Source organism: Streptomyces sp. NPDC033270 (assembly GCF_055576575.1).
The window spans coordinates 69,316-88,593 of record NZ_JBVIRA010000001.1; the positions used below are offsets into that span (position 1 = coordinate 69,316).

The window sequence follows — 19,278 nt, forward strand, 5'->3', positions numbered from 1 at the left end:
GGCGGGCCGGGTGGGGGGAGAGGACGGCGTGGGTACGCCTGTCGCGTTCGGAGAAGGGGAGGAAGTTGTGGTTGGGGGGGGAGCCTTCGGGGGTGCGCGGGGTGTCGGCGGGCCCCCCCCGACCGGCGAACTGGATGCGTACGCCGTACTGGTCGGACCAGAAGTAGGGCAGCGCCTGGTGGGTGGTGACGGTGCTGCCGGCCAGCAGGTTCCGGGCGGCCACCGCGGCCTGCTCGGTCGCGCTGGTCCAGTGTTCGGCACGGGTGCCGGCCACCCTGGCGACATCGCCGACGGCCACGACGTTGGGCAGCGGGGTGACACAGCCGGCGTCGCAGCGCACGCCGTCGTCGAGCGGCAGCCCGGAGCCCGCGAGCCAGTCGGTGTTCGGGCGTACGCCGATGCCGGTGACCACGACCTCGGCGGGCAGCAGCCGGCCGTCGGACAGTTCGACCGCGGTGACCCGCCGGTCGGTTCCGCCGCCGTGCAGGCGGGCGACGCCGGTGCCGGTGAGGAGGGTGACGCCGTGGTCCGCGTGGAGCGCGGAGCAGATCCGGGCCATCTCGTCGCCGAGTTGGGGCAGGAGCGGCAGGGGCGCGGCCTCGACGACGGTGACGTCATGGCCGAGGGCGGCGCACGAGGCGGCGACCTCGGCACCGATGAAGCCGGCGCCGATCACCACGACCCTGACCGGGCCCCGGACGAGCTCCGCGCGCAGTGCCTGGGCGTCGTCGAGGGTGCGCAGGGTGTGCGCTCCGCCGGGCGCGGGGCCGGCCAGGTGGCGGGGGGCGGCGCCGGTGGCGATGACCACGCCGTCGGCGCTCAGGGTCCGTTCGCCGTCGAGCAGTACCGCGCCCGCGGCGGTGTCGAGGCCGACGGCCCGGGTGCCCAGCAGCCATTCGGCGTCGAGTCCGGCGATCTCCTCGGCGTCGGCGAGGGCCAGTTGCTCCTGGCCTGCCGAGCCGGTCAGGAAGCCCTTGGACAGCGGTGGCCGGTCGTAGGGGCGGTGCCGCTCGTCCCCGACGATCACCAGGCGGCCTTCGAACCCCTGGGCGCGCAGGGCCCGCGCGGCGTACAGCCCCGCCAGCGACGCCCCGATGACAGCGACCGAGTTCATGCGGCGGTGCCCTCCTCGGCGGCGTGGTGGACGTAGATCATGCCGTCCTCGACGGTCACGGGATGGGTGCGCACCGCCCGGCGTGCGGGCAGGCAGGTGGGCGCTCCGGTGCGGAGATCGAATGAAGCGGCGTGCAGCGGGCATTCGACCAGACACCCCTCCAGCCAGCCGTCCGCGAGCGAGGCGTCCTGGTGGGTGCAGGTGTCGTCGATGGCGTACAGCTGCCCGTCGGCGTGGAACACGGCGATCGGAGGTGCGGTGTCGATGCGTACGGACTCCCCTGCGGGCAGGTCGGCGAGATGGCAGACAGGAATCACAGGACCCCCCTGTTACTGTTCGGTATCACCGAGTTTCGCGTTGCGCACGATGAAGCGCTATGCGCAACAGAATCCAGACGGGGAGCGTGTGCGTCAAGCGATCCCCGCAAATGCCGAGCGCACAGAATCGGACCCGCGACCGGGTTCCCAGGTGGTGAGATCCCACAGATGACGGACAACGTGGCGGGGCAGGCGCAGGGCAGACCGCCGAAGGGGCCCGCGACCGCCGTGCAGTCGGTGGACCGGGCGGTGACCGTCCTGGAGATCCTGGCGCGGCTGGGCGAGGCCGGGGTGACCGAGGTCGCCGACGAGCTGGGGGTGCACAAGTCGACCGCGTTCCGGCTGCTCGGCGTGCTGGAGAGCCGCGGGCTGGTGGGTCAGGAGCAGGAGCGCGGCAAGTACTACCTCGGCGCCGGTGTGCTGCGGCTGGCCGGTGCGGCGGCCGTACGGCTGGACATCTCCCAGGAGGGTGCGGCGGTCTGCAAGCAACTGGCCGACGAGCTGGGGGAGACGGTCAACATCGCGGTGCTGGAGAGCGATGCCGCGGTCAACATCATGCAGGCGCGCGGCCCGGCCTCGGTCACCGCGCAGAACTGGCTCGGCCGCCGTACGCCGCTGCACGCCACCTCCAGCGGCAAGGCGCTGCTCGCCTACCAGCCCGCACCGGTCCAGGAGGCGGTCCTGGGGCGGAAGTTGCCGCGGCTCACCGAGCGGACGGTCACCTCGGCCGCCGAGCTGCGCCGGCAGCTCGGGGAGGTCGTCGAGCGGGGGTTCGCGGTGGCGGTCGAGGAGCTGGAGCTCGGGCTGCGCGCGGTCGCGGCGCCGGTGCGGGCGCACGACGGCTCGGTGATCGGGGCGATCAGCGTCTCGGTGCCCGCCTACCGGCTGGACGAGGAGCGGCTGCCCCAGGTCGTCAAGGGCACCGTCGCCGCGGCCGAGGAGCTCTCGCGGCGCATGGGGTACGCCTGTTGAGCGGCTGACGGGCACGGGTGCGCGGGCGGGGCCGGAGCGGTTGTTCCGGCCCCGCAGCCGTGGGGGGACGTGCCACGAGCCTTTTACCAAGCACTGGCACGTACCCCCTTGACGGTGCCGAGGCCGCGTTCCCACTATGTCTCTCATCGCGCAACCAGTCGTGCACTGCGCAACACCGAGGGGTAGGGCATGCCACACGAAGTCCATGCCGTCGTCGCGGCGAAACAAGGCGCACCGGTCGAGCCGCGGACGATCCTGGTGCCGGATCCCGGCCCGGGCGAAGTGCTCGTCGCCGTACAGGCCTGCGGCGTCTGCCACACCGATCTGCACTATCGGGACGGCGCGATCAACGACGCGTTCCCCTTCCTGCTCGGCCACGAGGCGGCCGGCGTCATCGAGTCGGTCGGCCCCGGCGTCACCGCACTCGCCCCGGGCGACTACGTCGTACTCGCCTGGCGGGCGCCCTGCGGCAGCTCACCGGCGGCAACGGCGCCGATGTCGTCATCGACGCGGTCGGCCGCCCCGAGACCTTCACCCAGGGCTTCTACCTGCGCGACCTGGCCGGCACCCTGGTCCTGGTCGGCGTCCCCGACCCCGACCTGCGCATCGAGCTGCCGCTGATCGACCTCTTCTCGCGCGGTGGCGCGCTGAAGTCCTCCTGGTACGGCGACTGCCTGCCCAGCCGCGACTTCCCCCTCCTGATCGACCGCTACCTCAGCGGACGGCTCGACCTCGACGGGTTCGTCACCGAGACGATCGGCCTGGACGAGGTGGAGTCCGCCTTCGACAAGATGCGCGACGGCCGGGTGTTGCGCTCCGTCGTGGTCCTGTAGCGGCGTCCTTGCGCGAAGAGGTCGAGCAGCCGCACCCCACCGATCCGGTATCGGCGCAGCACACCCCCGTCGACCACCCCGACCAGCAGGAGGAGGGGCATGTCCCGCACGCCCGCCAACAGTTCCCGTGTGGTTGTCATCGGCGCCGGCATCGTCGGCTGCTCGCTCGCCGATGAGCTGACCGCCCGCGGCTGGACCGACGTCACCGTCCTCGAACAGGGCCCGCTGCCGGCCCCCGGCGGCTCCACCTCGCACGCCCCGGGCCTGGTCTTCCAGACCAGCCCCTCCAAGACCATGACCGAGTTCGCCGCCTACACGGTGCAGAAGTTCGGCTCCCTGGAGGTCGAGGGACTGCCCTGCTTCCACCCGGTCGGCGGCCTGGAGGTCGCCACCACCGAAGCCCGCTGGGCCGATCTGCACCGCAAGGCCGGACTCGCCGCCTCCTGGGGCGTACGCGGGGAACTCCTCACCCCACGGCAGTGCAAGCAGCTCTGGCCGATGCTCGACGAGACCCTCCTCCACGGCGGCTTCCACACGCCCGACGACGGTCTGGCCCGCGCCCTGCTCGCCTGCCGCGCCCAGATGGAGCGGGCCGCGCGGCGCGGCGCCCGCTTCCTGGAACGGCACACCGTCACCGGCATCGAGCGGGAGAACGGCCACGTCACCGGCGTCCTCACCGACCGGGGCAGCTTCCCCGCCGACCATGTCGTCTCGGCCGCCGGCTTCTGGGGCCCGGTGATCGGCGCGATGGCCGGGGTGGACGTGCCCCTGCTCCCGCTCGCCCACCAGTACGCCAGGACCGCACCGCTCCCCGAGCTCGCGGGTGTCAACGACCCCCGCACCGAGGCGAGCCGGCCCATCCTGCGCTTCCAGGACCGCGACCTGTACTTCCGCGAGCACACCGACCGCATCGGCATCGGTTCCTACGCCCACCGCCCGATGCCCGTCGACCCCTTCACCGTCCCCGCCTTCGACGAGGCCCCCGTCATGCCGTCGTCGCTGCCCTTCACCGAGGACGACTTCGCGCCGAGCTGGCAGGACAGCATCACCCTGCTGCCCGCGCTGGGCGCATCGGAGGTGGCCGAGGGCTTCAACGGCGTCTTCTCCTTCACCCCCGACGGGATGCCGGTGCTCGGCGAATCCCGCGAACTGCGGGGATTCTGGCTCGCCGAGGCGGTCTGGGTCACCCACTCCGCGGGCGTCGCGAAGGCCGTCGCCGAGTGGATGACGGACGGCCGGCCCGCCATCGACATCCATGAGTGCGACCTCTACCGCTTCGAGGACGCCCAGCGCTCGCCCGCCTACATCGCCGACCGCGGCGCCCAGAACTTCATCGAGGTCTATGACGTCATCCACCCCCTGCAGCCCATGGAACAGCCCCGACCGCTGCGCACCAGCCCCTTCCGCGTACGCCAGCAGCAGCTCGGCGCGCACTTCCTCGAAAGCGGCGGCTGGGAGCGCCCCCACTGGTACGAGGCCAACGCCCCGCTCGCCGAGGGACTCCGCCTCCCCGAGCGCGACGCCTGGTCCGCCCGCCACTGGTCGCCGATCGCCGCCGCCGAGGCGAAGGCGACCCGCGAGAAGGTCGCGCTGTACGACATGACCCCGCTGCGCAGGCTGGAGGTCACCGGCCCGGGCGCGCTGGACTTCCTGGACCGTATGACCACCAACAACCTCCGCAAGAAGCCCGGGGCGGTCACCTACACCCTGCTCCTGGACGAGACCGGCGGCATCCGCTCCGACCTCACCGTCGCCCGCCTGGCCGCCGACCGCTTCCAGGTCGGCGCCAACTCCCCGGCCGACCTCGACTGGCTGCTGCGGCACGCGCCGGACGGTGTCCAGATCCGCGACATCACCTCCGGCACCTGCTGCGTCGGCGTGTGGGGGCCGCTCGCCCGCGACCTCGTCCAGCCGCTGACCCGCGACGACTTCTCCCACGAGGGCTTCGGCTACTTCCGCGCGAAGCACACCCACCTCGGCCATGTGCCGGTGACGGCGATGCGCCTGTCGTACGTCGGTGAGCTGGGCTGGGAGCTGTACACCACCGCCGACCTGGGACTGCGGCTCTGGGACACGCTGTGGGAGGCGGGCCGGGAACTCGGAGTGATCGCGGCCGGCCGCTCGGCCTTCAACAGCCTGCGCCTGGAGAAGGGCTACCGCGCCTGGGGCGCCGACATGACCGCCGAGCACGACCCGTATGAGGCGGGGGTCGGATTCGCGGTCCGGGCGGACAAGGAGTTCGTGGGCCGGGCCGCCCTCGACCCGAACCGGGCCCTCACCCGCACACTGACCGCCCTCGTGCTCGACGACCCCGCCACCAACGTCCTGGGCAAGGAGCCGGTGTACCTCGACGGTGTGCCCGCCGGCTATGTGACCAGCGCTTCGTACGGCTACACGCTGGGCCGCTGCGTCGCCTACGCCTGGCTGCCGCCGCTCGCCACCGGCACCGGTGTGCACATCGAGTACTTCGGCGAGAAGATCCCGGCCACCGTCGCCGACGAGCCGCTCTTCGACCCGAAGATGACCCGCATCCGCCGCTAGGGCGTGTCCGATGGGTCATGGCCGGGTCCGCGGCGTTGACCCATCGGACAGGCCCTAGGGCGTGTCCCCTCGCCTCAGCGAGACGCCCTTACGGGCCCCGTCCGGTCGATCAGGGCCGGACGGGCCCGCACACCACAGACGCGCCAGACACGCCAGGAGGCCACTGTGTCCCCCACGTACGACGTCATCGTCCTCGGGCTCGGCGGCATGGGCAGCGCCGCGGCCCACCATCTCGCCGCCCGCGGCGCACGGGTCCTGGGCCTGGAGAGGTTCGGCCCGGTGCACAACCGCGGGTCCAGCCACGGCGGTTCGCGCATCATCCGCCAGTCCTACTTCGAGGACCCGGCCTACGTACCGCTGCTGCTGCGCTCGTACGAGCTGTACGACAAGCTGGAGCGGGACACCGGCCGCGAGATCGCCACCCTGTGCGGCGGGGTCATGGTCGGCCGCCCCGACAGCCGCACCGTCAGCGGCAGTCTGCAGTCCGCCCGGCAGTGGGACCTGCCGCACGAGATGCTCGACGCCAAGGAGATCCGCCGCCGCTTTCCCACCCTCACCCCCGCCGACGACGAGGTCGCGCTGTACGAGGCGCGGGCCGGGCTCGTCCGGCCGGAGTACACCGTCGCCGCCCACGTCCAGCTCGCCACCCAGGACGGTGCCGAGCTGCGCTTCGAGGAGCCGGTCACCCGCTGGGAGGAGCTTCCAGGCGGCGCCGGTGTCCGCGTCCACACCCCCGAAGACACCTACACCGCAGGGCAGTTGGTGATCTGCCCGGGCGCCTGGGCGCCTGCGCTGCTCACCGACCTGGGCGTGCCGTTCACCATCGAACGGCAGGTCATGTACTGGTTCGCACCCGACGGCGGCACCGCGCCGTTCGTCCCCGAGCGGCATCCGATCTACATCTGGGAGGACGCGCGGGGCGTCCAGATCTACGGCTTCCCGTCGATCGACGGCCCCGACGGCGGCGCCAAGGTCGCGTTCTTCCGCAAGGGCACCGTCTGCACCCCCGAGACCATCGAACGCACCGTGCACGACCACGAGGTACGCGCCATGGCCGACCAGCTCGCCCCGCGGATCCCGGCCCTGCCCGGCCGCTTCCTCAAGGCCGCCACCTGCATGTACTCCAACACCCCCGACGAGCACTTCGTGATCACCCGGCACCCCGCGCACCCGGGGACGGTGACCGTCGCCTGCGGCTTCTCCGGGCACGGCTTCAAGTTCGTACCGGTCGTCGGGGAGATCGTCGCCGATCTCGCGCTGACCGGTGCCACCGCGCACCCCATCGAGCTGTTCGACCCTTCCCGCCGCTTCGCCGGAAAGGCCCCCGGCCGGCCCGCCGCCGCGGCCGTTTGAGGAGAGCACCCATGACGACCACACCCACCGAGTCCGTGCCGGCGGCGCCCGCCGAGCCCGCGACCGGCGTCGCCCCGAGCCTGATCAGCACCCTCGCCGGCCACTACTACACCGACCCCGAGATCTTCCGCCAGGAGCAGGAGAAGATCTTCGAGCGCCTGTGGTTCTGCGCGGTACGCAGCGCCGACCTGGGCCGGCCCGGCGCCTTCCGCACGGTCCGGGTCGGCCGGGAGAGCGTACTGATCACCCGCAACCGCGCCGGCGAGCTGCGCGCCTTCCTCAACATCTGCCGCCACCGCGGCGCGCAGCTGTGCACCGAGGAGTCCGGCGAGGTCCGCCGCAACCTCCAGTGCCCCTACCACGCCTGGACCTACGACCTCGACGGACGCCTGATCGCCGCCCCCAACCTGCAGAGGATGCCGGACATCGACCGCACCGAGCGCGGCCTGGTCACCGTCCCGCTCCGCGAGTGGCTCGGCTACGCCTGGGTGTGCCTGGCCGACGACCCACCGTCTTTCGAGGACACCGTGATCGGCGCGGCCGTCGAGCGGCTGGGGGACCCGGCCGCCATCGACCGCTACCGGACCGAAGGTCTCGCCCTCGGCAGGCGCATCCGCTACGACGTGCGCGCCAACTGGAAGCTCGTCATCGAGAACTTCATGGAGTGCTACCACTGCGCCACCATCCACCCCGAACTCACCGATGTCCTCCCGGAGTTCGCCGACGGCTTCGCCGCCCAGTACTACGTCGGCCATGGCGCGGAGTTCGCGACGGAGGCCGCGGGGTTCACCGTCGACGGCAGCGAGGGCTTCGGCCGGCTGCCCGGCATCGAGGACGTCCAGGACCGCCGCTACTACGCGATCACCGTCCGGCCTCAGGTGTTCGTCAACCTCGTCCCCGACCACGTCATCGTCCACCGGATGTTCCCCACGGCCCCCGACCGCACCCTCGTCGAGTGCGACTGGCTGTACCTGCCCGAGGTCGTCGACTCCGGCGCCGACGTCTCCCGGTCCGTCGAGCTCTTCCACCGGGTCAACACCCAGGACTTCGACGCCTGCGAGCGCACCCAGCCCGCCATGCACTCCCGCGCCTACCGCGACGGCGGGGTGCTGGTGCCCAGCGAGCACCACATCGGTGCCTTCCACCGCTGGGTCACCGACCGCCTGGAGGGCGAGCAAGGCTGAAGCCGACAACACGTCAAGAGGTCACGCAGGATCCGCGGGAACGGTTCCCGAGCCGGACCCGTACGACGCCGCATGCGCCGCCGTACGGGCTACGCCTTCTCGGTCCGGTCGGTCAGGGCAGGATCTCGATGTAGCCGTCGGTTCCGTGCACGCGGATCCGCTGCCCGTCCCGGATCAGCCGGGTGGCCTGCTCCACGCCCACGACGGCCGGCAAGCCGTACTCCCGGGCGATCACCGCGCCATGGGTCATCAGGCCGCCCACCTCCGTCACCAGGCCCGCGATTCCGACGAACAGCGGCGACCAGCTGGGATCCGTGAAGGGCGTGACCAGGATGTCGCCCGCTTCGAGATCGGCCTCCGCCATGTCGAGGATGACGCGGGCCCTTCCCTCGACGGTCCCGGCGGATACCGGGAGGCCGATCAGGGCGCCGGCCGGCACGTCGTCGCGCCGGTACGCGCCGGTGACGGCCTCACCATCCGAGGTGAGCACCCGGGGCGGTGTGAGCGCGTGGTACGACCGGAAGGCGTCCTTGCGCTGCTCGATGAGCTGGTGGTCCACCTGGTGCGAGCGCACGACGTCGTGGAGTTCCTGGAACGTGAGGTAGAAGACGTCCTCCTTGTCAGGAAGCACGCCTGCCTGCACCAGACGCTCGGCCTCCGCCGTCAGGGCCTGCTTGTAGACGAAGTAGCGGCTGACGATGCCGTACTTCGGGTACTCCCGGTACCCGATGAAGGTTCTGACCCGGTCGATCATCCGCTTGGCCTCGTCGGCCTTCCGGTCCCCGTCCGGCAGGGCCCGCAAGCGCGACAGCACGTCCTGTTCCTTCTGCTGCGCCTTCTGCCGGCCTTCCTCGAACCGCCGCTCGGCGGCGCCCGGCTCGAAGTTCCTGACGTTGTCGAGGATCACGGGCACGAGCGTGCTGGGGCGCTCGCGCCAACGTGGCCTGGTGATGTCGATCTCGCCGACGCAGCGCATGCCGTACCGGTCGAGGTAGGCCTCCATGGCGTCGCGCGCTTCGGTCCCGCCCGCGAGCTTCGCCAGCTCGTCCAGGAAGCCCTCGTCCTCGACGCCCTTCAGGAACGCCACCACCTCCGGATGCGGGCGGATCACGTCCGCGACGTCGAGCAGCGCCAGTCCCATCTCCGACGTGATGTTGTCGGGGGCGGACAGCGTCAGCGTGTCAGCCGCGTTCTTCTCGCCCAGCCACTCCCGCAGCTGGTCGTTGAGCCACCACGTGGCCTCCATCCCCGCCATGACCGCCTGCATGCTCAGCGGATCACTGAGGACTCGCTTGTGCTCCTCGAAGGCCTCCAGCAGGAAGTCGAACAGCGCCGGTCCGGTCTTCGTCCGGATGTCGCGCTCCAGGGCGGCGATGGACGCCTGGCTGCGCTCGATCAGCTCGGTGACGATGGCCGGATCGGTCTCGATCGGGGTGGACGCGCCGCCGCCCGGCGGCCCGCCGGGACCCGCGTCCGGGAGCGACGGGACGAAGTCGTCGCGGTCGAGGACGGTCTCCAGAGCGTCCCTGATCAGCGGATCGCCTCTCCCCACGACGTCCAGGAGGCCGGCGCGGCTCGCGGGCGAGGCCAGGCGCCGGGTGACGTCGACGAACAGCCTTCCGCCGGCCTCGTGCATCGGCACCATCGCCGTCAGCTGCCACATGGAGAACCCCAGGGGCCTCATGGGGTCGGTCATCATCTGCCCATGACCGACGGAGACGTAGACGTGATTCTCCTGGTCGTCGGTCTCGGGGAGGGGGAACAGCGTCGTGATCGGCCGGCTCTGAACGATCTGGAAGGCGTCGTCGACCAGGCACCATTCGATGTCCTGCGGGCGACCGAAGTGCGCCTCGATCCGCCGCCCGAGCTGCACGAGCCGCACCACCTGCGCGTCCGTCAGCGCCGGCTGCTCCTGCCGCTGCGCGTCGATCGCCACTTCCTGCGTCCCGCCGGCCGACAGGGCCTGAACGGCACGCTCCTTGGCGGCGATCGTCTTGGCGACGACTTCGCCGTCCCGCACCTTGAAGACGTCCGGGTTCACCAGGCCTGAGACCAGGGCCTCGCCGAGGCCGAAGCCGGCGTCCACGGTGGCGACCTTCCGGTTGCCCGTCACGGGGTCGGCCGTGAACAGGATGCCGGACGCCTGCGGGAAGGCCATCTGCTGCACGACCACGGCCATGTGGACCGTACGGTGGTCGATGCCGTTGCGCTGGCGGTAGGTCACGGCCCGCTCGGTGAACAGCGAGGCCCAGCACCGGCTGACGTGCTGAAGGACCGCCGTCGGCCCCAAGACGTTCAGGTATGTGTCCTGCTGGCCGGCGAAGGAGGCCGTCGGCAGGTCCTCTGCCGTCGCGCTGGACCGGACGGCGTAGGCGGCCTGCGCACCGAGCCGGGCGAGCGCGCCGGTGATCGCCGCCGCTACGTCGCCCGGGATGGCGATCCCTTCGATGGCCTGGCGAATCTGCGCGCTGAGCGTGCGGACCGCCTCCCGGTCGTCCGGGTTCAGGCGCGACAGCTGAGCGATCCGATCGTCGATCGACGGCGCTTCCGCCATGATCCGCCGGAAGGCGTCCGTCGTCACGCAGAAGCCGGCCGGCACACGGATGCCCTCGATCCGCGACAGCACGCCCAGGTGCGCGCCCTTGCCGCCGACGACCGCGACCTGCGTCTCGTCAACCTCGTGGAAATCCCGCACGTACTGCTCGGTCATCGCGATACCCCCGAGGCAGTCGTGTCCCGTCGCCCTGCACCGGCCGGTCCCCCCACTGGTTCGACGTCACCGCGTCCCCCATACGTCGACAACACACGCACGTCGCGCCTCATTTCTGCAGCTTGTGGCCTTGGCCGACGATTTTGCGCCATCACCGGGGCCTTGCCGCAAGCCCCCCAGTGCGCTATATGTTGAGAGTGGCAAGGAGAGGTGTCTCCTTGCCTTTGCCTTTTGCCGTCCCATCAGCCGGTTGCAGCCGCCGGCTTCGCGCGTGGCCCGCCGGACAGAAGCTAGGCGGGCAGGGCGAAGCGTTCTTTGAGGGCGTTCAGGCCGGTGGCGTAGATGGTGTCGCCGAACTGCTTCTCGATCCCGGGGACGAGTGCGTCGGCGGCCTCGTATGTCGCGGCCCAGCGGATCTCGGCGCCCGCCTGGTGCGGGTGCACGGACAGCGTGGAGACGTAGTCGGAGACGGGGGCGGCGGACTCATGGATGGTGTAGCGGAGCATCCGGCGCGAGTCGTCCTTCTCCAGGAGCCGTTCCCGGATGACCACTTGGCCGTTGACGGAGAACGCCTGCACCGCCCCGGGCGTCTCGGGATCGGCGCCGTCCTCGATCACGGACGGCGGCAGCAGCGGATGCCATTCGGCGAGGCCGCCGAACCTGCCGATGACCTGCCAGACGGCATCGGGGTCGGCGGTGACGACGGCGGTGCGGGTGAGCATGTGCACGGAAAAGACCTCCGATGACTGCGGATTGCGATGACTGCGGATCGTCTCTGATCAGTCGTTTCCCTGGTCGGTTCACCACGTGCCGTCGCCGCGGACAACGGCGTCGGCGCCGCCGTCGATGAAGACGACCTGGCCGGTGACCAGTTCGTTCTCGGGCGAGGTGAGCCAGGCCAGGAGGGGAGCGATCTGCGCCGGCTGGGCGTGGCCGTGGAGCGGCATGGGGACGGTCGCGTCGACGATCTTGCGCACGTCGGGGCTGGCCAGCATGGGTTCGGTCATCGGGGTGACGACGGTTCCGGGGGCGATGGCGTTGAGGGGGATACCGGCGCCCGCCCAGTCGGCGGTCACGGCGGTGCGGCGTATCCATCGGGCCATGGCGGCCTTGGTCGAGCCGTAGATCGCATAGCCCTCTCCCCGGTCGACCGCTGCCTGGGCGGCGGCCAGCGCCGCTTCCTCGTCGCCGGCGAGCGCCGCGTCGGCGATGGCCGTGTCGTGCGGGTGGATGGAGGCGACCGAGGCGATGACGACGGCGCGCGGGTTAGTGCCGGCGGCCAGCAGGGGGCGCAGTCCTTCCAAGGTGGCGACCGCGCCGAAGTAGTTGACGCTGACGGCGCGCGGTTCGAAACCGGCGAGGCCGGCGCCCGCGATCACGGCGTCGAGCCGTCCACCGCTCAACTCGCGTGCGCGCTCGACCAGATGGGCCCGGCCATCGGGCGTGGCGAGGTCCGCCACGATATCGGCGTCCCTGAGGTCGGCGCCGATGACCGTGTTCCCCTGCTCCTTGAGCCGGGTGGCGGTGGCCTTGCCGATGCCGGAGGCAGCTCCGGTGATGAGGTAGGTGCGGGACATGGTCGGCTCCTTCGCTGGGCTGTACGTTCGCCGGTCGCTGATCACCGCACGGGCATAGCGGGCAAATCGACCGCCGACCGATCGGCTCCTGATCAGTCGTGGATCAACATACGCTTTTTTGGCATGGCGTGCCAAAAATTCTGTCTGTGACAATAAAGGCCGAGGCGAAGCACGGCAAGGAGCACACAATGGCGGCAGCGCGGGGCCGTCCGTCCCTGACGGAACATCGGCGCCTTCAGACTCGACTGGAGATCGCGGAGGCCGCGGCGACCCTTTTCGCCGACCGCGGTTACGACGCGACGACGGTCGAGGACATCGCCTCGGCCGCGGGCGTCTCCCTGCGCACCTTCTACCGCTACTGCCCGGCGAAGGAGGACGCCCTCACCCCCCTCTACGCCTCCAGCGTCGGCCAGCTCGTGGACGTCCTCGCGGAACATCCGGTCGCGGAACCGCTCAGCACCGCCATCGAGGCGTCCTTCGGGACGGCGACGGCCGAGCGGCGCCTGGAGGACGCCGCCCGGGCCCGTCGGCTGGTCCGGGTCATGGGGACCGTCCCCGCCCTGAAGATGCGCTGGCTCGCCGCGGGCCGGGAGATGCAGGAACGGCTCGCGCCCGCGCTGGCATCCCGCGCGCACGCCCCTGTCGACAGTCTCGAAGTGCGTCTGCTGACCACCGCGGTGCTGGATGCGTTCACCGTCACCATGGAGCACTGGGCCTGGCAGGACGAGCCCGAGGAACTCGTCGATCTGATGCGCCGCGCGCTGGCGTTTCTGCGGCTCGACGAGCTCCGGGCGAAGCCCGGGCCATCCGTCGACGAGTAGTCGGCACGCCCGCTGGGGCCTGGCCGATGCGCCAGGGCGGGACTTCCCCGGGCCTCTTGCCGTGCCGGGGCGGGGCGCCGGGCGACCCACTCCGGTTACAGGCCCGGGCGTCACGGAGGACGGTCCGGCCACCGGGCCGCCCCAGGGCCGGATCGTCACACCGATACCGCATGCCCCATGCTCGACCACACGTTCTGGACGGTTCCGGCGGACCGCATGACCACCGGCAGCGGAGCGCGCTACGAACTGACCGTCCTCCAGCCGCCGTTCACCGTGCACGCGGCGGAACTGCCGCCCCACTATCCCGCCCGGGCCGCCCGCTGCCAGGCCGCATCGCGCAGCAGGCGCAGGCCGTTGAGGCCGACGAGGACCGTGGAGCCCTCGTGGCCGAGGACGCCCAGCGGCAGCGGGAGGTCTCCGACGAGGTCCCAGACGACCAGGCCGCAGAGGAAGACCGCGGCGAGGCACAGGTTCTGGGCGACGAGCCGGCGGGCTGCTCGCGACAGCCTCAACACGGCCGGAACGGTGGCCAGTTCATCCCGGACGATCACCGCGTCGGCCGTCTCCAGGGCGAGGTCGCTGCCGGCTCGGCCCATGGCGACGCCCGTGTGCGCGGCCGCCAGCGCGGGGGCGTCGTTGACCCCGTCGCCCACCACCAGCATCCGCCGCCCGGCCGTCTGCTGCGCGCGTACCGCGTCGACCTTGCTCTGGGGCAGCAGTCCGGCGCGGACGTCGACGATGCCGGTCTCGGCGGCCGGCCGGGCCGCGGCGCGTGGGTTGTCGCCGGTCAGCAGCATCGGCATCCGTCCGGTGAGGGACCGCAGGGCGGCGACGGTGGCGGCCGCGCCGGGGCGCAGCCGGTCGGCGAGCCCCAGCACCCCGGCCGGCGCGCCGTCACGCAGGACGAGTACGGCGGTGAGTCCGTCCTCCTCCAGCTCCGCGACGAGTGACCCGGCCGCCGCGGCGGCCGGATGGCCGGCGGGCAGCAGCCGGGCCGGGGCGCCGACCTCGATGCGCGCGCCGCCGACCGTGGCGCACACGCCGATGCCGGGGGAGGAGGTGAACTCCTCGGCGGCGGGCAGGGACAGGCCCCGTTCGCGGGCGGCGGTCACGATCGCGCGGGCCAGGGGGTGTTCGCCGGCGTGCTCGGCCGCGGCCGCCCAGGTCAGCAGGGTCTCCTTGGTCGGGCCGGGGTCCGGCAGCGGGCGGATCGCGGTGACCTGGGGGGTGCCCTGGGTCAGCGTGCCCGTCTTGTCGAGTGCGACGGTGTCCACCTCGCCGAGGCGTTCCATCACGACGGCGGATTTGACCAGCACACCGTGCCGTCCGGCGTTGGCGACGGCCGACAGCAGCGGCGGCATGGTCGCCAGCACCACCGCGCACGGTGACGCGACGATCATGAAGGTCATCGCCCGCAGCAGGGAGCGGGTCGGGTCCGCGCCGAAGAGGAGCGGGACCGTGAAGACGGCGAGGGTGGCGGCCACCATGCCGACCGAGTAGCGCTGTTCGACCTTCTCGATGAACAGCTGCGTCGGCGCCTTGGTCCGGGAGGCCTCGGCGACCATGGCCACGATCCGCGCGATGACCGAATCGCCCGCGTCGCGCGCGACCTCGACCCGCAGCGCGCCGGTGCCGTTGAGGGTGCCGGCGAACACCTCGTCACCGGGCCGCTTGGCCACCGGAAGCGGCTCGCCGGTGATGGTCGCCTGGTCGACCTCGCTGCTCCCGTGCAGTACGCGGCCGTCCGCGCCGACCCGCTCGCCCGGGCGGACCACCATGACGTCGCCCACCACGAGGTCCGCGGCGGCCACGCTCTCCTCGGCCTCGGGATCGCCGCCGTTGCCGGTCAGCCTGGTGGCGGTGGTCGGCGCGAGAGCGAGCAGACCGCGCACCGAGTCCTCGGTACGGGCGGTGGCCAGCGCCTCCAGGGCCCCGGAGCCGGCGAAGATGACGATCAGCAGTGCGCCGTCCAGCACCTGGCCGATCGCGGCCGCCCCGATCGCGGCGCCGACCATCAACAGATCGACGTCGAGGGTGCGGTCCTTGAGCGCCCGCAGCCCGGACCAGGCCGGCTCCCAGCCGCCGGCCGCATACGCCAGCGCGTACAGCGGTCCCCAGGTCCACGCCGGTGCGCCGGTGAGCTGCAGCGGCAGCGCGAGCAGGAACGCGACGGCGGCCGCGGCCGCCCAGCCGACCTCGGGCAGCGCGAAGGCACGGGTGCGTCGGGAGGGTTGCCGGCGGGGCGGGGCCGGCTGCGGTGGACGCCGCAGTGCGGCGGAGGGCGCGGCAGAAGGCATGGCGGATCAACCCTTCACGGGTGCGGGGACCGGCAATCTCACCACCGTACAGGAACAAATGAAGAGGTCTTCATCTTTCGTCGCTAGGATGACTCCATGGGCCACGGAATGGACAACCGCAGCACCACCCGCGAACGCCTGGACGCCGTCGGGGCCGCCGATGTCGCCGCGACACTCCAGGCCCTGTCCACGCCCTCCCGGCTCCGGATCCTCGCCCGGCTCCAGGAGAGCCCCTGCGCGGTCGGCGACCTCGCCGCCGCCGTCGGCATGGAGCAGTCCGCCTGCTCCCATCAGCTCCGGCTGCTGCGCAACCTCGGCCTGGTCACCGGCGAGCGCAACGGCCGCTCGATCGTCTACGCCCTCTACGACCACCATGTCGCCGAGCTGCTCGATCAGGCGCTCTTCCATGTCGAGCACCTGCGCCTGGGGCTGCGTGACGCTCCATCAGAAGCACCGGACGCGGTGCGCCGCTGACGGCCGGCCGCCGTGTAGCCTTCGCATACCACGCGCATTTCACATACAGCTCGTATGCCGTGCCGTCGATGTGCGTGGATCTTCACGAGTGGGGGAGCGGGCGATGCAGTCGGGGCGCGAGAAGGCCTACGCGTATCTCAAGGACACCGTGCTGGCCGACCCGGAGATGCAGGACCGCTTCCTGTCCGAGCAGGAGATCGCCGACCGGATCGGCGTCTCGCGCACCCCCATCCGCGAGGCCCTGCTGCTGCTCGCCGCCGAGGACCTGGTGCGGCTGGTCCCCAAGCGCGGGGCGCACATCGCCCCGCTGTCCGGCCGGGAGATCGCCGAACTGATGGAGATGCGCGGCCTGATCGAGCGCTTCGCCGCCGAGCGCACGACGGCCGAGGGCACGGCGCCCGTCGACGAAATGACCGGCATCCTCGCCCAGCAGGACGCCCTGCGCGGCGCCGGCAGCGTCCAGGAGTTCCTCGCCGCCGACCTGCGCTTCCATGTCGCCCTGGTCGCCGCCGGCAATGCGCTGATGAGCCGTCAGTACGCCGCCCTGCGCAGCCGCCAGACCAGGGCCGGCGCGATCCCGCTCTACCGCTCCGACCACCGCCGGCACGAGATCCTCACCGAACACCGCCGGATCCTCGACGGACTGGCCGCCGGCGACGCCGCGGCCGCCTGCGCGGCCATCGACCGCCATCTCCAGGCGACCCAGCGCATCCTGCTGGCCGCTTGACCGGCCGCCGCGGCCCGGGGCCGTGGAGCGCCCCTACAGCCGGCGGTTGTCCAGCACGGCCACGGCCCGTCGCACCCGCTCGGTCTCCTCGATGTCCGCGTCGGCGACCAGCAGTTCCGGCGCGCTGCCCAGCTGGGCGCGGACGGTCCCGTCGGGGCCGACCAGCACGCTGCGCCCGACGCCGGTCGGGGCCTTGGTGCGTGCCTCCGGATCGGCCGCCGGGTCCGGGGCGGCCTGGCCGACGGCCGCCAGCCACACCGTCGCGTCCAGGGCGCGGGCCCGCACCAGCAGGTCCCACTGCGCGCGCTTGCCCGGTCCCGCGCCCCAGGCGGCGGGCAGCACCGACACCGTCGCCCCCGCGTCGGCGTGGGCCCGGAAGAGCTCCGGGAACCGCAGGTCGTAACAGGTCGCCAGGCCCACCCGGACCCCGTCGACGTCGATGGTGACCACCCGCGTGCCCGCCGCGACCGTGTCGGACTCCCGGAACCCGAAGGCGTCATAGAGGTGGATCTTGTCGTAGGACTCCTCGACATCGGGCCCGGTGGCCAGCAGGGTGTTGGCGACCCGCCCGTCGGGCGCCGGGGTGAACATGCCCACCACCACCGTCACCCCCGTCTCACGGGCGACGGAGCGCACACCTTCCGCCCACGGCCCGTCCAGCGGCTCCGCCACCGGCCCGAGCGGCACCCCGAAGCGCACCATGGAGGCCTCGGGAAGAACCGCGAGCCGCGCCCCCTCGCGGGCCGCGCGGCGCACCTGGTCCGCCACCGCCGCGAGATTCTCCTTCGGGTCGGTCGATGCCGTCATCTGGCACAGCGCGATACGCATGCGATCTCTCTTCCCTCTTCCCTCGTGCTTCCCTTGTGCCCATCCTGCCCGAACCGCGTACGGGAACGGCCCGACCCCGGGAGCGCGGGCCGGGCCGTTGCGGCATCGGAGGGGCTACCGGGTTCCCGTCCCCGCGACCTCCTCCGGGCGCAGCAGGGCCGCGAGCCGCTCCGCCGGGAGCAGCCCCTGCTCCAGGACCAGTTCGGCGACCCCGCGCCCGGTGGCGAGGGCTTCCTTGGCGATCGCGGTGGCGGCGGTGTACCCGATGTGCGGGTTGAGGGCGGTGACCAGCCCGATGGAGTTCTCCACGCTCGCGCGCAGGGTCTCGGTGTTGGCGGTGATGCCCACCACGCAGCGCTCGGCGAGGGTGCGGCAGGCGGCGCCCAGGTGGGTGATGCTCTCCGAGAGGGAGTGCAGGATGATCGGCTCGAACGCGTTGAGCTGGAGCTGGCCCGCCTCGGCGGCCATGGTGATGGTGACGTCGTTGCCGATGACCTCGAAGGCGACCTGGTTGACGACTTCCGGGATCACCGGGTTGACCTTGCCGGGCATGATGCTCGAACCGGCCTGCACCGGCGGCAGGTTGATCTCCGCGAGGCCGGCGCGCGGGCCGGAGGACAGCAGCCGCAGGTCGTTGCAGCTCTTGGAGAGCTTGACGGCGATGCGCTTGAGGACGCCGGAGAGATGGACGAACGCCCCGCAGTCCTGCGTCGCCTCGACGAGGTTGGCGGCGGTGACCAGCGGCAGGCCGGTCAGGGCGGCCAGGTGGTCGCGGGCCGCCGCGGCGTAACCCTTGGGCGCGTTGAGCCCGGTGCCGATGGCGGTGGCGCCGAGGTTGATCTCGTGGATGAGCAGTACCGCCTCGGCCAGCCGGCTCTGGTCCTCCTCCAGCATCACCGCGTACGCCGAGAACTCCTGGCCCAGCGTCATCGGCACCGCGTCCTGGAGCTGGGTACGGCCCATCTTGAGGACGTCGCGGAACTCCTCGGCCTTGGCGGCGAAGGCCTCGCGCAGCACGGTCATCGCGTCGAGCAGCTCCCGTACGGCGCTGATCGTGGCCACGTTCACCGCGGTCGGGTAGACGTCGTTGGTCGACTGGCTGAGGTTGACGTGCTCGTTGGGGTGCAGATGGCGGTAGTCGCCCTTGTCGTGGCCCAGGATCTCCAGGGCCCGGTTGGCGATCACCTCGTTGGCGTTCATGTTCGTCGAGGTGCCGGCACCGCCCTGGATGACGTCGACGATGAACTGGTCGTGCAGCCGGCCGGCGGCCCGGATCTCGCGGCAGGCGGCGGCGATGGCGTCGGCCCGCTCGGCATCGAGCAGTCCGAGGTCCTGGTTGGCGCGGGCGGCGGCCTCCTTGACGGCGGCGAGCGCGTTGATCAGGTGCGGGTAGGCGGAGATCGGCGTACCGGTGATGGGGAAGTTCTCCACGGCGCGCAGGGTGTGCACGCCCCAGTACGCGTCGGCGGGTATCTCGCGGTCGCCGAGCAGATCGTGTTCGCGGCGGTGGGCTGCGGCGGTCATGGTGCG

At 71.9% G+C, this 19,278-nt stretch carries 15 protein-coding genes and 1 pseudogene; 8 read left to right on the forward strand and 8 right to left on the reverse strand.

Annotation, left to right across the window (positions count from 1 at the left end; translation table 11 throughout):
- On the reverse strand, nt 1-1,114 hold a 1,114-nt coding region (locus ACZ5XZ_RS00335), incomplete at its 3' end, for an FAD-dependent oxidoreductase (protein WP_468972831.1).
- Complete coding sequence (locus ACZ5XZ_RS00340) at nt 1,111-1,431, reverse strand: bifunctional 3-phenylpropionate/cinnamic acid dioxygenase ferredoxin subunit (RefSeq protein ID WP_468972834.1); 321 nt, start codon at nt 1,429-1,431, stop codon at nt 1,111-1,113. The genes ACZ5XZ_RS00340 and ACZ5XZ_RS00335, both read right to left, overlap by 4 nt.
- 168 nt (nt 1,432-1,599) lie before the next feature.
- Here ACZ5XZ_RS00340 and ACZ5XZ_RS00345 point away from each other — a divergent pair, with 168 nt between their 5' ends.
- The 5 genes and pseudogenes from ACZ5XZ_RS00345 (at nt 1,600) to ACZ5XZ_RS00365 (ending at nt 8,314) form a co-directional block, all read left to right on the forward strand.
- Nucleotides 1,600-2,403, forward strand: coding sequence for an IclR family transcriptional regulator (locus ACZ5XZ_RS00345; protein ID WP_468972837.1), 804 nt, complete (start codon nt 1,600-1,602; stop codon nt 2,401-2,403).
- A 189-nt stretch (nt 2,404-2,592) separates the two neighbouring features.
- A pseudogene (locus ACZ5XZ_RS00350) lies at nt 2,593-3,236 on the forward strand (alcohol dehydrogenase catalytic domain-containing protein).
- Nucleotides 3,237-3,335: 99 nt separating this feature from the next.
- Nucleotides 3,336-5,777, forward strand: a complete 2,442-nt coding sequence (locus ACZ5XZ_RS00355; protein ID WP_468972840.1) for a GcvT family protein — start codon at nt 3,336-3,338, stop codon at nt 5,775-5,777.
- Between the two features lie 165 nt (nt 5,778-5,942).
- A complete protein-coding gene (gene solA, locus ACZ5XZ_RS00360) occupies nt 5,943-7,130 on the forward strand; it encodes an N-methyl-L-tryptophan oxidase (protein ID WP_468972843.1) in 1,188 nt (395 codons plus the stop codon).
- A gap of 11 nt (nt 7,131-7,141) precedes the next feature.
- Nucleotides 7,142-8,314 carry an aromatic ring-hydroxylating oxygenase subunit alpha gene (locus tag ACZ5XZ_RS00365; protein WP_468972846.1) on the forward strand — a complete coding sequence of 391 codons (1,173 nt, stop codon included), beginning with the start codon at nt 7,142-7,144 and terminating at the stop codon, nt 8,312-8,314.
- Nucleotides 8,315-8,426: 112 nt separating this feature from the next.
- Here the strand turns inward: ACZ5XZ_RS00365 and rph are convergent, their stop codons facing one another.
- The 3 genes from rph to ACZ5XZ_RS00380 all read right to left on the reverse strand — a co-directional run bounded on the left by rph (nt 8,427) and on the right by ACZ5XZ_RS00380 (nt 12,601).
- Nucleotides 8,427-11,024 (reverse strand): rifamycin-inactivating phosphotransferase, encoded by a 2,598-nt coding sequence (rph, locus tag ACZ5XZ_RS00370; protein WP_468972849.1) that lies wholly within the window; start codon nt 11,022-11,024, stop codon nt 8,427-8,429.
- Nucleotides 11,025-11,314: 290 nt separating this feature from the next.
- Nucleotides 11,315-11,746, reverse strand: a complete 432-nt coding sequence (locus ACZ5XZ_RS00375; RefSeq protein WP_468974128.1) for an SRPBCC family protein — start codon at nt 11,744-11,746, stop codon at nt 11,315-11,317.
- Between the two features lie 78 nt (nt 11,747-11,824).
- Nucleotides 11,825-12,601 carry an SDR family oxidoreductase gene (locus tag ACZ5XZ_RS00380; RefSeq protein WP_468972852.1) on the reverse strand — a complete coding sequence of 259 codons (777 nt, stop codon included), beginning with the start codon at nt 12,599-12,601 and terminating at the stop codon, nt 11,825-11,827.
- Between the two features lie 188 nt (nt 12,602-12,789).
- Between ACZ5XZ_RS00380 and ACZ5XZ_RS00385 the strand changes: the two genes are divergently transcribed.
- On the forward strand, nt 12,790-13,422 hold the full coding sequence (locus ACZ5XZ_RS00385; RefSeq protein ID WP_468972855.1) for a TetR/AcrR family transcriptional regulator: 633 nt from the start codon (nt 12,790-12,792) through the stop codon (nt 13,420-13,422).
- A gap of 299 nt (nt 13,423-13,721) precedes the next feature.
- On the opposite strand, the gene ACZ5XZ_RS00390 is transcribed toward ACZ5XZ_RS00385, so the two are convergent.
- Nucleotides 13,722-15,719: a heavy metal translocating P-type ATPase gene (locus tag ACZ5XZ_RS00390; protein ID WP_468972858.1), complete on the reverse strand. Its 1,998-nt coding sequence runs from the start codon at nt 15,717-15,719 to the stop codon at nt 13,722-13,724.
- 96 nt (nt 15,720-15,815) lie between these two features.
- Between ACZ5XZ_RS00390 and ACZ5XZ_RS00395 the strand changes: the two genes are divergently transcribed.
- Nucleotides 15,816-16,193: an ArsR/SmtB family transcription factor gene (locus ACZ5XZ_RS00395; protein ID WP_467657399.1), complete on the forward strand. Its 378-nt coding sequence runs from the start codon at nt 15,816-15,818 to the stop codon at nt 16,191-16,193.
- A gap of 103 nt (nt 16,194-16,296) precedes the next feature.
- Nucleotides 16,297-16,920 (forward strand): GntR family transcriptional regulator, encoded by a 624-nt coding sequence (locus tag ACZ5XZ_RS00400; protein WP_468972863.1) that lies wholly within the window; start codon nt 16,297-16,299, stop codon nt 16,918-16,920.
- A gap of 33 nt (nt 16,921-16,953) precedes the next feature.
- On the opposite strand, the gene ACZ5XZ_RS00405 is transcribed toward ACZ5XZ_RS00400, so the two are convergent.
- Both ACZ5XZ_RS00405 and aspA read right to left on the reverse strand, forming a co-directional pair.
- Nucleotides 16,954-17,748, reverse strand: coding sequence for a carbon-nitrogen hydrolase family protein (locus tag ACZ5XZ_RS00405; protein ID WP_468972866.1), 795 nt, complete (start codon nt 17,746-17,748; stop codon nt 16,954-16,956).
- Nucleotides 17,749-17,862: 114 nt separating this feature from the next.
- Nucleotides 17,863-19,272, reverse strand: a complete 1,410-nt coding sequence (gene aspA / locus ACZ5XZ_RS00410; protein ID WP_468972869.1) for an aspartate ammonia-lyase — start codon at nt 19,270-19,272, stop codon at nt 17,863-17,865.
- Between the last annotated feature and the right edge of the window lie 6 nt (nt 19,273-19,278).